The organism is Sediminibacterium sp. GW821-FHT12F12 (genome assembly GCF_058806635.1).
The window spans coordinates 44,936-59,586 of sequence record NZ_JBXAPW010000017.1; the positions used below are offsets into that span (position 1 = coordinate 44,936).

Here is a 14,651-nt window from a genome sequence, read left to right on the forward strand (position 1 = left end):
AATTAAAAATTGGGGCGCCTTTGCAGCAGATTCTTTGGTTCTGTTGCAAAGGCGCTTTTTTTATAGGGTTTTGGAAAAATGGTGGGAGCTGATGGTGAAGCCTTTGTTGAGGTATAGGCGATGGGCGGTAAAACGGTGATGACCGGAGTCGAGGGTAACTACCTGGTAGCCTTTTTGTCTGGCCAGATCACACACATAGTCGAGTAAGGCACCGCCCTGGCCCTGGCCTCTTGCTTCGGGCAGGGTGGAGAGGTCGTCGATATAAAAATGTTTTCCATTGAATGTGAATTGCAGGTAGCGGAAACCGATGATGGATTCGGCGTATCCATTGGGGCCTTCAATGAAGGCCAGCTGGTATCCTTCTGCCAGCATTTCTTTGATTAAGTCAACAAAATCAGCCTCCACCAAATGGGGTCTCAATGCTTGTAAAGCTTTCCAGCACTTGCGGATATCGGTGTCTGTTGCAGCCAGTTGTATGTTCATTATGTGATTGAATTAGTTTGATAAGTTGCCTTTAACTGCCGGGATTTGGTTATTTTTAAAGTAACCAGAGACGTAAATGTAAAAAGCAGGTCTATTGCCTGCGGAACTTTTACACGAATGGAAATTGCTTATGAAAAAACTACTGCTTTTAGCCCTCTTATTTTCACTGAACAGATCCCATGCACAGCAGATGAGTTCGGGGGGTAAACTGCATCCGCTGCAGGCCATCATGAACATCCGGCATTATACGATTGCACTGGAGGTTGATCCGCAGCAACAAAAGCTGAACGGATTTACAGAAGTAGATTTGTTACTGAGCCAACCTTCCGATACCATCTTACTGGATCTGGTTAACCTGTTTACGATAGCAAAAATTACCGTGAATAATGTGGCGGCTTCTTTTACGCACCGGGATAACCGGATATACATTACCCGGTCAGGTGGATTTACCCAAGGAAAACAACTGGTGAAAGTGATGTATGCCGGCAGTCCGGCCGTGGCTGCCAGACCACCCTGGCAGGGCGGTTTTACCTGGGGTAAAGATGGGCAGGGTAATCCATGGGTAGTGATCAACTGCCAGTTTGAGGGGGGAAAGATCTATTATGTCTGTAAAGATCATCCCTCCGATGAACCGGATGATGGGGTGGATTTTATGATCAATGTTCCCAAAGGGTTGGTAGTGGCAGGGCCGGGATTGTTACAGAAAGTAACCCCAATAAAGAACAATACTGTTACTTATCACTGGAAAACCCGTTATCCGATCAGTAATTACTGCACGCTGTTTAATATTGGTAACTACAAAGTATTTACCCGTGAGTATACGAGCATTGATGGAAACAAAGTGCCGGTGCAGTTTTATGTACTGGAGCAGGATACGGCCCATGCCAATGAAGTGATTGATATCCGGATCCGCGATACGAAGATCCTCGAAAAATATTTTGGCGAATATCCCTGGATAAAAGAGAAGATCGGTATTGCACAGGTATCTAACCCGGGTATGGAGCACCAGACCATGATAACGTATGGCGACAAATTTAATTATGCCAAAGTGGGCGGGCAGAATTACTCGGCCAACCTGTACCATGAATATGCACATGAGTGGTGGGCCAATAAAGTGACCAACAAAGACTGGGCGCATATGTGGATCCAGGAGGGCATTGCCACTTATGCCGAAGCACTGGGATTCCGTGAGCTGGCGGGAGAAGATGCTTACCAGGAACAGCTCTTTAAACACTGGAGCCGGATCAAAAATGAAAAGCCGTTGGTGCAGGGTAAAGAGATCAATAGTGTGGATACCTATAGCAGCGACCTGTATTTCAAGGGGTCTTTTTTCATGCACAGTCTCTGTTACCTGATGGGCGATAGTTTGTTTTTTCCAACCCTGAAGAAACTGGCCACTGATCCCCGGTACACTTATCACAACCTGGTGATCACAGACGACGTGGAAGAACTCTTCAGCCGCGAATCTGGGAGGAACCTGCAACCTTTATTTGATCTGTACCTGCGCACTACGCAAAAACTCGATTTTACCATACAACAAACCCAGTTCAATAGTTACCAGATCAAACTTAAGAACCTGTCTATGCCTTTGCCGGTAGACATTACCACTTCTAACGGAACCCAGCGCCTGATTGTAACAGGGGAGGGGTTGCTATTGAAGAGCAATACGCCACCCATTGTTGATGCGAAAGGATTTTATTTCAAAAAAGTTACCTGGGAATAATCCGGCAAAGATCTAGAAGTATACATCTTCGATCATAAATACTTCTTTCACTTTTTCATCTACCACCGTAATGGCCAATACATCAAACTGGAGGTATTGCCATTCCGGGTGCAGGTACTGGTATTCTTCGGCAGCATTGCGGAGATTACTCATTTTGTTGCGCGTAATGCTTTCTTCCGGCCGGCCATAACGCAGGGAATGGCGGGTTTTGACCTCAATAAAGTGGAGAAACCGGTCTTTGGAGGCAATAATATCTACTTCCCAGTGCCTGAAGCGCCAGTTTCTTTCGAGCAGGGTATAGCCTTGTTTTTCGAGGTAGGCGGCAGCGAAATCTTCGCCCTGGTTGCCTTTTTGCTGGTTGGTGTTCATCTGGTAGGGATAAGACAATAAAGTTATCCACCCATACAAGATGTGACCATTTTGAACGTTATAGGAAAATACGGGTAATTTATACGCAATGAGTACACCAGAAAGAATCTGTAAACTGAAGGGTAAAATAATGCATTATGCCTGGGGAGGCACTGATTTCCTGCCGGCATTATTGGGTATAGATAACCCGCAGCACCAACCTTTTGCCGAATACTGGATGGGGGCGCATCCGGCCGCTCCATCGGAACTGCTTACACGGGAGGGTAACCTGTCATTATATGCGATCTGTCAGCAGGATCCTGCATCCGTCCTTTCCGAAAATGTATTTAAGCGTTTTGGCGAATTGCCCTACCTGTTCAAGATCCAGGATGTAAACGAAATTTTATCCATACAGGTACATCCTTCCAAAGCGGAAGCAGAAAAGGGGTTCGACAGGGAAGAAGCGGAAGGCATACCTATCAATGCTCCCCACCGCAACTACAAAGACCGCAACCACAAACCCGAAGTAATGGTTGCATTGAGTGAGTTCTGGTTATTACACGGGTTTAAACAGCTGGCGGATATCGAAAAAACGCTGGAAGATGTTCCAGCGTTCAATGTGCTGCTACCTTATTTCCGTAAAGAGGGATTGAAAGCCCTGTACCAGTTTGTGATGGAGATGCAGCAACCAGAGATCAATGCCATGCTTACGCAATTGATCAAAAGGGAAATACGCAGAAAGAATGATGGTGAACTGACAAAGCAACAGCCAGGCTGGTGGGTAGCTAAGATTTTTCAGGGTAAAACAGAGATCGGGGATATTGATAGAGCCATATTCTCCCTTTACCTTTTCAATATTGTACAAGTTAATCCGGGCGAAGCCGTGTTCCAGGCGGCGGGCGTGCCTCATGCGTATATGGAAGGACAGTGCATGGAGCTGATGGCCAATAGCGACAATGTATTAAGGGCCGGTTTAACCCCTAAACATATTGATGTGCCGGAATTGATGAAACATACTGTTTTTGAAAGCATACAGCCGCAGGTAATGCCAGGAAATCCGGTGCAACCCGGCGAGCGGGTATATCCCTGCCCGGTGGCTGATTTCGGCATTGCCAGGGTAGACCTTACTGCTGGCTTATCTTATACCGGAACTTCCGCTTCGCTGGAGATCTGGGCTGTAACCGCAGGGGGGGCAGTAGTAAATAATAGCCTGGTATTGAAGCGGGGTGAGGCTTTCACTGTTTTTGCCAATGAAACCTATACGATAGAAGCTTCGGGCAATTGTACTTTATTCAGGGCCTTTGTTCCGGCCATATAAAGATTATACACAGTATGAGGAAAAATGCGCGGGGCATAATCCCCAGAACGCCTATTTTTGTGTTGAAATAATCACCGATGAAAATTAACCGTTCTCTTGTTCTATCCCTTTCTATAATGATATTGGTAAGTGCCTTATACCGCATCATGCCAAACCGTCCCATGGGCTTTGCTCCACAGATCGCTATTGGTTTATTCAGTGGCGCCCTGTTTGTAAAAAATAAGAAATGGGCTTTTGCGTTGCCTTTGCTGTCAATGTTCCTTTCGGATCTGTTGTACCAGGCTTTATATGTAAACGGGCTTACCGATTATATGGGCTTTTATGAAGGCCAGTGGATCAATTACCTGTTGTTTGCGGGCATGACCTGTTTCGGGTTCCTGGTAAAAACCAACCGGATCAGTAATGTGATCGTAGCTGCTTTGTCTGCTCCCACTGCATATTTTCTGACATCCAATTTCCTGGTATGGATCAGCGATCGCGGATTTGGCCTGAATCGCCCCAAAACTTTCCAGGGTTTACTGCTTACTTATGGCGATGCACTGCCTTTTTATACCAATAGCCTGATGGCTACCGTGGTATTTTCGGCTGTATTGTTTGGAACCTACTATCTCGCTAAAAACTATCTTGCCAGCGAAAAACTGGCATAATATTTTGCTATTCAGTAAAAAGCTCCTTCCTATGGATGGAGCTTTTTTGTTTTGGCAGGGTCTGTTTTCCGCTAAGGTTATTTTGCTACCAGTTCCAGTTCTGTGAACCAGTATTCGCCATGCTGTAATTTTTTTCCGGTGTTTACTTCGATGCGATGGCTGAACAGTGGGCAGTTCAATACCAGTGTGTGAAACTCTCCGTTTTCGCCGCATACATCTACACCCAGTTTTTCCAGTTCTGTTACCAGTTGCCGTGTAAGCATCCGGCCCAGAAAAGCTTCGCCCATTACCGTGTTACAACTGACGATCATGGTTTCGATGCCCGCATCCAGCATCTGTTCTACCAATACCTTCCGGTTTTGCTGCCAGAGGGGTAATACGGCGGTCAGGTTTGCTGATGCACAAACTTTTTCTTCCCAATCGCGATGTGCCTGCAGGTCAATATCACCAAATACGGCATGGGATAGCTGGTACTGTTCCGTTAATTGCTGAAGGGCGTGGATGAAATGTTTTTCATATTCTTCCCAACTGCTGCTGATCAGGTGAACAGGTAACTGCATGGCAGCTGCCTGTGCGGAAAGAATGGCGGAGGGTATACCATGACTGCGGGAAATTTTCCCCGCTTCATTCAATACATTCAGTAAAACAGCAGGAGTGTAGCCGGAGTGGATGGCCTGCATCAGTGCAAAGCAACTGTCTTTTCCGCCACTCCAGCTGCACAGAATTCGTGACATGTTACAGGATTTAAGTATTTTCTGCTTCATAGCCTTCATCTACCAGCAAATGTTTTCCATCAGCGGCAGATGTGGCCAGTTCATCACAACGGTTGTTCATGGCATTACTCGCATGTCCCTTCACCCAATGAAAACGCACCCGGAAATTTTTGGCGATCTCGTGGTATAACATCCACAGGTCGCGGTTTTTTTTACCGCCTTTAAAGTCGGTACGGATCCAGTTATCCAGCCATTTTTTTTCAACGGTATTCACCACATACTGGCTATCGGTATAAATGGTAACGGGAATATGTTTTTTGGTTAAGGATTGCAAAGCCACTATCACCGCCATCAGCTCCATCCGGTTATTGGTGGTATACCGGTAACCGCCCGAGAGCTCTTTTCTTTTTTCACCCCACATCAATACTACTCCATAACCTCCGGGGCCCGGATTACCGCGAGAGGCGCCGTCTGTGTAGATGATTAATTGGTGGGAGTGGGAGGATGCGGTCATCTTATTGGGGGGGAGAATTAGTAGTTAAAAGTTAAAAGTCAAAAGTTAAAGGTCAAAAATGATGGGGTTGTAAATATACAGAATTCGATTTCTGTAATTAACTCCCTACTCACTACTGACCACTCACGATTCACGTCTGACGATTGCCGCCTCAGGATAAAAAATATTCTCCCTTCATGTACAATACCGCTTTTCCTGCAATGGTAACCCTGTCGCCGAGTGCAGCGCACCAGAGATGGCCTTTTCTTTGGGAGAGTTGGATGGCGGTCATTGCTGTTTTATTGAGATGGGAGGCCCAATAGGGAATGAGGGTGGCGTGGGCGGAACCAGTAACGGGGTCTTCGCCTATTACTGAATTGGGAACAAAAAAGCGGGATACAAAATCAGCTTCTTTTCCTTTGGCTGTAACAATGATGCCGAGGGTTTCTACCTGATTGAGGTAGTTGAAATCGGGAACCAGTTGTTCTATTTCTTCCTGCGTATTGTAAATGAGAAAATAATCCCTTGATCGGAGAATTTCTGCAGGTGGCAGGTTGAATGCTTTGTATAATTCAACCGGAGGTTCGCAGGTAACCGGCATTCTTGCCGGGAAATTCATTTCCAGCATATCCCCCTTCTGCATAACCGTGAGTACCCCGCTCTTGCTATGAAAAGTGATGGTGTCTGATGCATGTTTCAATTCAGTAAAAATAACAAAGGCGGTAGCCAGGGTGGGATGGCCGGCGAGGTCTATTTCGAGCTCCGGTGTAAACCAGCGGAGATCATAACTGCCATCGGTCCGTTTAACAAAAAATGCGGTCTCGGATAAATTATTTTCATTGGCCAGCTGCTGCATGGTTTCAGTGGGCAGCCATTCCTGCAGCGGACAAACAGCCGCCGGATTGCCACCAAACACATGGTCTGTAAATGCATCAACCGTATAAATCGGGTACACCATAAAATCTCATTTCACCACAAATAAAACCATCCTACCATCCTCCTCCAAATAAAACATTCTATCATTCACTCACTCACTCATTGCTTCCCCTACACCTGAAACACCCCCATCTTAAAAATCTCCTTATCAGGATTCTGGTTGGCCGCGTAAATTCCTTCTGCAATTACCCTGCGTGTGTCTATGGGATCAATGATGCCATCTACCCATAACCTCGCCGCTGCATAATAAGGCGAGGTTTGTTTTTCATAGCTCGCTTTAATACGGTCAAGCAATTCATTCTCCACTTCTGCACTTACTTCTTTGCCCTGTGCTTTCAGGTTGGCCACCTGGATCTGTAACAAGGTTTTGGCTGCCTGTTCACCACCCATTACCGCAATTTTGGCCGAGGGCCATGCGTAAATAAATCTGGGATCGTAAGCTTTGCCACACATGGCATAGTTACCTGCCCCATAACTGTTACCTACAATGATGGTAATCTTGGGTACCACCGAATTGGCCACTGCATTCACCAGTTTGGCGCCGTCTTTAATGATGCCGCTATGTTCGCTGCGGCTGCCCACCATAAAACCAGTCACATCCTGCAGAAATACCAGTGGAATTTTTTTCTGGTTACAGTTCATGATAAAACGCGCGGCTTTATCGGCACTGTCGTTATAGATCACCCCACCGATCTGCATTTCTCCTTTTTTGTTCCTGCTTACCAGTCGCTGGTTAGCTACAATACCTACGGCCCAGCCTTCAATACGGGCATAACCGCAGAGTATAGTTTTACCATAATCCTGTTTAAACTGGTCAAACGCACTGTTATCAACCATGCGTTCAATGATCTCCAGCATATCATAGGGTTTCAGGTTGCCTTCATGCATAATGCCATATATCTCTCCGGGATCTTTTTGGGGAGCCACCGGCGCTATCCGGTCAAAGCCAGCCTGTTCCGGTTGGCCCAGTTTGTTCATGATCTTTTTGATATGATCCAGGCATTCCTGTTCTGTTTTGAATTTGTAATCAGCGATACCGCTGATCTCTGTATGGGTAGTGGCACCGCCCAGTGTTTCATTATCGGTTTCTTCGCCGATAGCCGCTTTTACGAGGTAGGGGCCCGCTAAAAAAATACTGCCGTTGCCTTCTACCATCAGGGTTTCATCGCTCATAATGGGCAGGTAGGCACCACCGGCCACACAGGCACCCATTACGGCAGCTATCTGGGTAATACCCATGGCACTCATGCGGGCATTGTTGCGGAAGATGCGGCCAAAATGTTCTTTGTCGGGAAAGATCTCATCCTGCATGGGCAGGAATACGCCCGCACTGTCTACCAGATAAATAACAGGAAGTTTATTCTCCATGGCAATCTCCTGCATACGAAGATTCTTTTTGCCGGTAATGGGAAACCATGCACCGGCTTTTACGGTCTGGTCGTTGGCAATAATCATGCATTGCCGGCCGCTCACATAACCCAGTCCGGCTACTGTGCCACCTGCCGGACAGCCACCTTGCTCCGTATACATTTCAAACCCCGCAAAAGCGCCCAGTTCCACAAACGGAGTATCTGCATCGCAGAGATAAGCGATACGTTCACGCGCCGTTAACTTGTTTCGTTCCTTTTGTTTTTCGATCGATTTTTTACCCCCCCCCAGTTTGATTTTCTCCAAATGCTGTAGGGTCTGGCTTACGGACATTTTCATCCAGTCTTCATTACGGTTCTGCGCAAGATTCATATACGAACAATTGTTAGTATTGCAAATATAAGTGCTGTTTGGTAAGTTACAGGATTAATGCGTGTAGGTAGATGAATATGGATAAGTATTAACGAACAGGTTATTGCTTCTTTCGGTTTTGTTAATTTACCCGGTATTGATAATTCTTTATATTTAAGCATGGCATACGACTACATTATTATCGGGGCAGGTTCTGCGGGTTGTGTATTGGCCAACCGTTTAACAGAAGATCCCACATGCCAGGTTTTATTATTGGAAGCAGGATCGCCCGATAAAAAACCGGAGATCCATATTCCGGGCGCGTATACAAAGCTGAATAACACGGCGGTTGACTGGTCGTTCTGGACCGAACCTCAATCAGCCATCAGCAACAGGCGTTTATACATTCCCCGCGGCAAAACCCTGGGAGGCTGTAGTTCTACCAATGCCATGGCCTATGTAAGGGGCAATAAAGAAGATTTTAACGAGTGGGAGGCATTGGGTAACCAGGGCTGGGGGTATGAGGATGTATTACCTTATTTCAAAAAATCCGAAAATAACGAACAGTTTGGGGAGCCGTATCATGGGGAGGGTGGTCCGCTGAATGTTACCCTCAGCAAACAACCGAGTGTATTGGGTACTGTTTTTGTGGATGCCTGCACCGAATCCGGCATTCCTGCCAACACCGATTATAATGGCGGAAAGCAGGAGGGGGCCAGCATGCTGCAGTTTACCATCCGTAAAAACAAACGGCATAGTACCGCTGCTGCTTTTTTAAAACCGGTGATGCGCAGGTCCAATCTTACGGTAAGAACCCATACCCATGTTCGTTGTATCCTCATCGAAGATGGAAGGGCCGTGGGGGTAGAAGTAATGACGGCTCATTCCGATACCGAACGCATCAATTGTGCCAGAGAAGTGATTTTATCTGCAGGTGCCATCCAATCGCCGCATATACTGATGTTATCGGGCATTGGCGATCCTGTTGAATTAAGCAAACAGGGGGTAGATATTAAATTTCCTTTGCCCGGTGTGGGCAAAAATCTGCAGGACCATGTGTGGTCGGGAGTAAGCGGTTTGGCCACCATCGAAACAGGCAATGCCTTACTCAAACCCCTTCGTATGGCCCAGGCCCTGGTACAGCACCTGTTGCTGAAGAGTGGCCCACTGGGCAACAGTCCGCTGGAAGCCAATGCTTTTTTGAAAACGGATGGATCGCTTAAAAGGCCCGATATCCAGTTTCATTTTATCCCGCTGGGCATTAAAGATGATTACAGCACTGATATCTACAATATCAAAACATTCTCAACGCAAAGTGGCTTCAGTATCATGGCCATTCTGATCAGGCCGGAAAGCAGGGGTTATGTAGGATTGAGAAGTTCCAAGCCTAAAGATCCGCCCGTAATACAGCCACAAGTGTTAACACATCCCAAAGACCGGCAAACCCTGTTAGCCGGATTGAAAAAAGCGATCGAAGTAATGCAAGCGCCGGCATTCAGCGGATACCTGGCCGATGGGATCAGTTTACCCAAGGATTTGTCTGATGAGGCCCTGCTGGCACATATCGATAAAAGCCTGGAAACGCTTTATCATCCCGTAGGTACCTGTAAAATGGGAAATGATCCGATGGCGGTGGTGGATGACCAACTGCGGGTGCATGGCGTAAAATGTTTACGGGTAATAGATGCCTCCATTATGCCCACGATTATTTCGGGTAATACCAATGCCGCAGCTATCATGATTGGGGAGAAAGGGGCGGACCTGATCCGCTCAGCCGGAAAGTAGTTCTGTAAGGGCTTTTTCTATCCTAACAGCTTAATTTTCATTTTCTTATCGGTTGTGTTTGATTTACACATTAGTTTTGCTATTTTAGCGATTCTAAAACCTTGCATCTTGGCCATTGAGAAAATTAAGGGAGCAGCTGCTCCTGCTGGAAAAAAACAGCCCACAGGTAAGATAAAAAAAGCAGCAGCTACCATTACGGCTGCCAAAACTATTACTGTAACCGAAGAACCAGTAGCTGCCAAAGCAACGGTGAAGCCATCAACGGCCAAAACAAAGAAAGCCGCCGCTCCTCCCAAAAAAAAGGCCTCTAAAAAAGCAGAGAAGCCCGGAACCAAAAAAGCTGCTGCTGCTGCCAAAACAACAATACAAAAAACAAAAACCGGATTACATAAAATCATATTCCAGATCCGTTTTCATACAGCATTTGGGCAATCATTATTTATCACGGGCAATCATCCTTTATTAGGGAATGGTGATCCGGAAAAAGCGGTTCCGCTTCAGTATTTTAATGATGAATACTGGTATTGGGTGCTTGAATTATCGGCAAAAGATATCACAGACAGCGAGATCACCTATCATTATATCCTACGCAATGCAGATGGCATTGTAAACTACGATTGGGGTAATGATAAAACCATTCATCTCTCAGCTATCACTGCCACGGAATTACTCATAGTCGATTCATGGAATTATGCGGGCTATTTTGAAAATACTTTTTACACAGAGCCTTTTGCAGAAGTATTACTGAAAGCCAATCATACGGTCATTCAAACCCAACCTCCAAAGAATACCACACACCTGCTCAAAGTAAAAACACCGTTACTCGCAAAAGGACAAACCCTTTGTGTATTGGGTAGTTGCGATAGTCTGGGAAACTGGGACCAGACCCAACCTGTGTTAATGAAGTGTGAAGCGGGCCAACATTTTTATACTGTAGCACTGGATCTTTCACAGGAATCTTTTCCGGTGGCTTACAAATATGGGGTGTACGATACCCACACCGATACCTTTCTTCGTTTTGAAGATGGGAATAACCGCGTACTGCATGATCCCGGAAAACCGGGCAGACAAACCATCTTAAACGATGGGTTCGCCGTATTACCCAACAATACCTGGAAGGGCGCAGGTATGGCCATACCGGTATTCAGTCTGCGCAGTAAAGATAGTTTTGGGATCGGAGAGTTTACCGATCTGCGTTTGCTGGTAGACTGGGCCAAAAAAACGGGTCTGAAAATGATCCAGTTATTACCGATCAATGATACTACTGCTACGCATGGCTGGACGGATTCCTATCCCTATGCGGCCATCTCTGCTTTTGCCCTGCACCCGATGTATCTGAACCTGGCTGCGATTGCTGGTGCAGCAAACCGCAAACGATTGCAGCAGCTCGAAGGAGAGCGGCAAAGATTGAATGCATTACCCGTAGTGGATTATGAAGCGGTGAATCAACTGAAATGGGATTTCATCAAAGAAGTATATGCCGGCAGCAAAGACAAAGTGTTGCAGAGTAAAGAATATGCTGCGTATTTTGATCGTAACCGTCATTGGCTGGTGCCGTATGCGGCTTTCTGTTACCTGCGTGATCAGTATGGAACCGTAGATTTCAGTCAATGGCCGGCTTTCAAACAATTCAAAGCAGCCGATATAGAGAAGCTGGCCGATAAAAAATCGGAAGCCTACGATGCCATTGCCTTGCATTATTTCATCCAGTTTCAGTTACACAAACAATTGCAGGAAGCCACTGCCTATGCCCATGCCAATGGCATTATTGTGAAAGGAGATATTGCCATTGGTGTGTACCGCCATGGAGCAGATGCCTGGCAGAATCCGGAATTATATCATCTCGATTTTCAGGCAGGTGCACCACCCGATGATTTTGCCGTAACCGGTCAGAACTGGGGTTTTCCTACCTATAACTGGCAGCGCATGCGCGAAGATGGTTTTGCCTGGTGGAAACAGCGCTTTGAACAGATGAGCGATTATTTCGATGCTTTCCGCATCGATCATATTCTTGGTTTCTTCCGCATCTGGAGTATTCCGATGCATGCGGTAGAAGGTATCATGGGACATTTTGTGCCGGCTATCCCCGTTCATATCAATGAATTCAACAGCCAGGGCATCTGGTTCGATCTGGCACGATATACCCAACCCTTTATTACCGAAGCTGTTTTATGGGAAGTGTTCGGCTATGATAATGAACTCGTAAAAAGTCTGTTCCTGAAACAGGAGGGTGGAGGTAGTTACTCACTCAGGCCTGATTTTGCTACGCAAAGAAAAGTGGAACAGCATTTTGCCACACTGGAGCAGGATGAACAGCATAAAAAAATTCAACAGGGTTTATATACCTTAATCAGCAATGTAATTCTGTTTGAAGAAGAGAACAGCCAGGGACAGCAATTCCATTTCCGCTTTGGCATGGAAGGCACTTCTTCTTTCCGTAACCTGGAGTGGAATACCCAACAGCAGTTACGTGCCTTGTATGTAAACTATTTCTTCCGCCGCCAGGATGATTTCTGGATGAAGGAAGCTTTACAGAAATTGCCCGCCCTGAAAAGGGTTACCAATATGCTGGTTTGCGGAGAAGATCTTGGCCTGGTTCCATCCTGTGTACCGGATGTGATGCGGCAGTTAGGCTTACTGAGTCTGGAAATACAACGCATGCCGAAAGATCCCAACAAACCCTTCTTCCATCCCAATGATGCGCCTTACCTGAGTGTGGTAACGCCTTCTACCCATGATATGAGCACCATCCGTGGCTGGTGGGAAGAAGACCGGGAACGCATACAACAGTTTTACAATACCGAAATGGGACAGGCTGGTAATGCACCCGTGTATTGCGAAGCATGGATCAACAAAGCCATTGTATTGCAGCACCTGTATTCACCGGCCATGTGGAGCGTATTCCAGTTGCAGGACCTGCTGGGTATGGATGAACAGATCCGCCGCAGTAATCCACACGAAGAGCGCATCAACATTCCCGCCAATCCCAAACATTACTGGCAATACCGGATGCATATCGGGTTAGAAGAATTGTTGGCAGCCGATGACTATAATGCCGAACTGAAGGGGTATGTAGTGGCGAGTGGCAGGTAATCTACTGACTACTCTGCGTAAACTCACTGTTCTCTGCGGTGCTGTGGTAGGTGTAAGCTCCATCCAACCGCAGAGAAGAAAAGAAGCGGAGATTTCGCAGAGAAATAAGTATCGAAGAATTGTCATGTATGCACTTGCCTTATATACCTGATGTGAATGAATTATATTTGCACCCGTCAATCCCCTTTAGGAACTGACAGATGCAAATGAAACTCAGTTACCGCCAGCAGAACCTGCCTTTTCAATACCCTTTTACCATTTCGAATGGTCGCACCAAAACCCATCAGCCCGCCCTGGTAGTGGCATTGGAACTGGGCCCTTTTGTGGGTATCGGCGAAGCGCCGGCCATTGTGTATTATGATGTTACCGTAGAGAAAATGATCGCCGATCTGGAATCGAAAAGACAGCTGGTAGAAAAATTCGCATTTACAGAACCGGAACGTTACTGGCACTACCTGCACCACCTGTTTCCCGATAATCCTTTCCTGGTTTGTGCGCTGGACATGGCGGCCTGGGATCTCTTCGGTAAAATGAAGGGTAAACCCCTCTATGAACTCTGGAACACCAGCTGGGAAAATACACCGGTAACCGACTATACCATTGGCATCGATACCATAGACAAAATGGTGGCCAAAATGAAAGCCAAACCCTGGCCGGTATACAAAATTAAACTGGGCACACCGGAAGATATACAGATCATGCAGGCCTTACGCCAACATACCAATGCCGCTTTCCGCATCGATGCCAATGCGGGCTGGACGGTGGAAGAAGCCCTCGAAAAAATTCCGCAACTAGAGAAACTGGGTGTCACATTTATTGAACAGCCGCTGGCCAAAGACAATTGGGAGGGCATGAAAATCTTATTCGAAAAATCTTCTTTGCCCTTATATGCGGATGAGAGTTGTGTGTTTGAGAAAGATGTAGAAAAATGTCACGGCTATTTTCACGGTATCAATATCAAACTCACCAAATGCAGTGGTATTACACCAGCTATCCGAATGATACAGAAAGCCCGCGAACTGAACCTGAAAGTGATGATGGGCAGCATGAACGAGTGTACCATCGGTTCTGCTGCCATCGGCCATTTTCTACCGCAGGTAGATGAAGTGGATATGGATGGTCCATTGCTATTGGCAGAAGATGCCGCAGAAGGGATCCTCTTTGATTTTGGCCAGGTAACCCTCTCGGGCAGGCCCGGATTGGGAATTCGTTTGTTATAACCTAGTGGCTTGTGCTATTTGATAATTTTTTTTATTGGGGTAATAAAGACGAACAAATCAGGGTGTTCGATGAAAAATTTCTAATCAGTCCGCCTTAGAAGCTGTTTAAAATTCGCTTTATTGATAGTTATTCGACATTAATATGTGTAAAAGTGGATAAAAAAAGCTGTTGT

Annotated in this window: 12 protein-coding genes; 6 read left to right on the top strand and 6 right to left on the bottom strand. The window is 46.3% G+C overall.

The genetic code is table 11. The features are described 5' to 3' along the window. Positions 1 to 60: 60 nt before the first annotated feature. On the bottom strand, positions 61 to 483 hold the full coding sequence (locus AC1RNB_RS17425; RefSeq protein ID WP_493084917.1) for a GNAT family N-acetyltransferase: 423 nt from the start codon (positions 481 to 483) through the stop codon (positions 61 to 63). A 130-nt stretch (positions 484 to 613) separates the two neighbouring features. Here AC1RNB_RS17425 and AC1RNB_RS17430 point away from each other — a divergent pair, with 130 nt between their 5' ends. Beyond that, positions 614 to 2,206 (top strand): M1 family metallopeptidase, encoded by a 1,593-nt coding sequence (locus tag AC1RNB_RS17430; protein ID WP_493084919.1) that lies wholly within the window; start codon positions 614 to 616, stop codon positions 2,204 to 2,206. Between the two features lie 12 nt (positions 2,207 to 2,218). Here AC1RNB_RS17430 and AC1RNB_RS17435 read toward each other — a convergent pair whose 3' ends face one another. Next, the gene (locus tag AC1RNB_RS17435; protein ID WP_493084921.1) at positions 2,219 to 2,614 is read right to left on the bottom strand and encodes a YraN family protein; all 396 of its coding nucleotides are present in this window, start codon (positions 2,612 to 2,614) and stop codon (positions 2,219 to 2,221) included. Positions 2,615 to 2,663: 49 nt separating this feature from the next. Between AC1RNB_RS17435 and manA the strand changes: the two genes are divergently transcribed. Then, complete coding sequence (gene manA, locus AC1RNB_RS17440) at positions 2,664 to 3,872, top strand: mannose-6-phosphate isomerase, class I (RefSeq protein WP_493084923.1); 1,209 nt, start codon at positions 2,664 to 2,666, stop codon at positions 3,870 to 3,872. A gap of 77 nt (positions 3,873 to 3,949) precedes the next feature. Further along, positions 3,950 to 4,519 (top strand): DUF6580 family putative transport protein, encoded by a 570-nt coding sequence (locus tag AC1RNB_RS17445; protein WP_493084924.1) that lies wholly within the window; start codon positions 3,950 to 3,952, stop codon positions 4,517 to 4,519. A 77-nt stretch (positions 4,520 to 4,596) separates the two neighbouring features. On the opposite strand, the gene AC1RNB_RS17450 is transcribed toward AC1RNB_RS17445, so the two are convergent. The 4 genes from AC1RNB_RS17450 to AC1RNB_RS17465 form a co-directional block, all read right to left on the bottom strand. Then, the gene (locus tag AC1RNB_RS17450; RefSeq protein WP_493084925.1) at positions 4,597 to 5,253 is read right to left on the bottom strand and encodes a Dph6-related ATP pyrophosphatase; all 657 of its coding nucleotides are present in this window, start codon (positions 5,251 to 5,253) and stop codon (positions 4,597 to 4,599) included. A 10-nt stretch (positions 5,254 to 5,263) separates the two neighbouring features. Then, on the bottom strand, positions 5,264 to 5,746 hold the full coding sequence (gene rnhA, locus AC1RNB_RS17455; RefSeq protein ID WP_493084927.1) for a ribonuclease HI: 483 nt from the start codon (positions 5,744 to 5,746) through the stop codon (positions 5,264 to 5,266). 151 nt (positions 5,747 to 5,897) lie between these two features. Beyond that, a complete protein-coding gene (locus tag AC1RNB_RS17460) occupies positions 5,898 to 6,683 on the bottom strand; it encodes a PhzF family phenazine biosynthesis protein (RefSeq protein WP_493084928.1) in 786 nt (261 codons plus the stop codon). 89 nt (positions 6,684 to 6,772) lie between these two features. After that, the gene (locus AC1RNB_RS17465) at positions 6,773 to 8,401 is read right to left on the bottom strand and encodes an acyl-CoA carboxylase subunit beta (protein ID WP_493084930.1); all 1,629 of its coding nucleotides are present in this window, start codon (positions 8,399 to 8,401) and stop codon (positions 6,773 to 6,775) included. A gap of 159 nt (positions 8,402 to 8,560) precedes the next feature. On the opposite strand from AC1RNB_RS17465, the gene AC1RNB_RS17470 reads away from it, so the two are divergent. The 3 genes from AC1RNB_RS17470 (at position 8,561) to AC1RNB_RS17480 (ending at position 14,478) form a co-directional block, all read left to right on the top strand. Further along, positions 8,561 to 10,165: a GMC family oxidoreductase gene (locus tag AC1RNB_RS17470; protein WP_493084931.1), complete on the top strand. Its 1,605-nt coding sequence runs from the start codon at positions 8,561 to 8,563 to the stop codon at positions 10,163 to 10,165. Between the two features lie 108 nt (positions 10,166 to 10,273). Next, positions 10,274 to 13,258 (top strand): 4-alpha-glucanotransferase, encoded by a 2,985-nt coding sequence (locus AC1RNB_RS17475; RefSeq protein ID WP_493084932.1) that lies wholly within the window; start codon positions 10,274 to 10,276, stop codon positions 13,256 to 13,258. Positions 13,259 to 13,464: 206 nt separating this feature from the next. Then, the gene (locus AC1RNB_RS17480) at positions 13,465 to 14,478 is read left to right on the top strand and encodes a dipeptide epimerase (RefSeq protein WP_493084934.1); all 1,014 of its coding nucleotides are present in this window, start codon (positions 13,465 to 13,467) and stop codon (positions 14,476 to 14,478) included. The last annotated feature ends 173 nt before the right edge of the window (positions 14,479 to 14,651 follow it).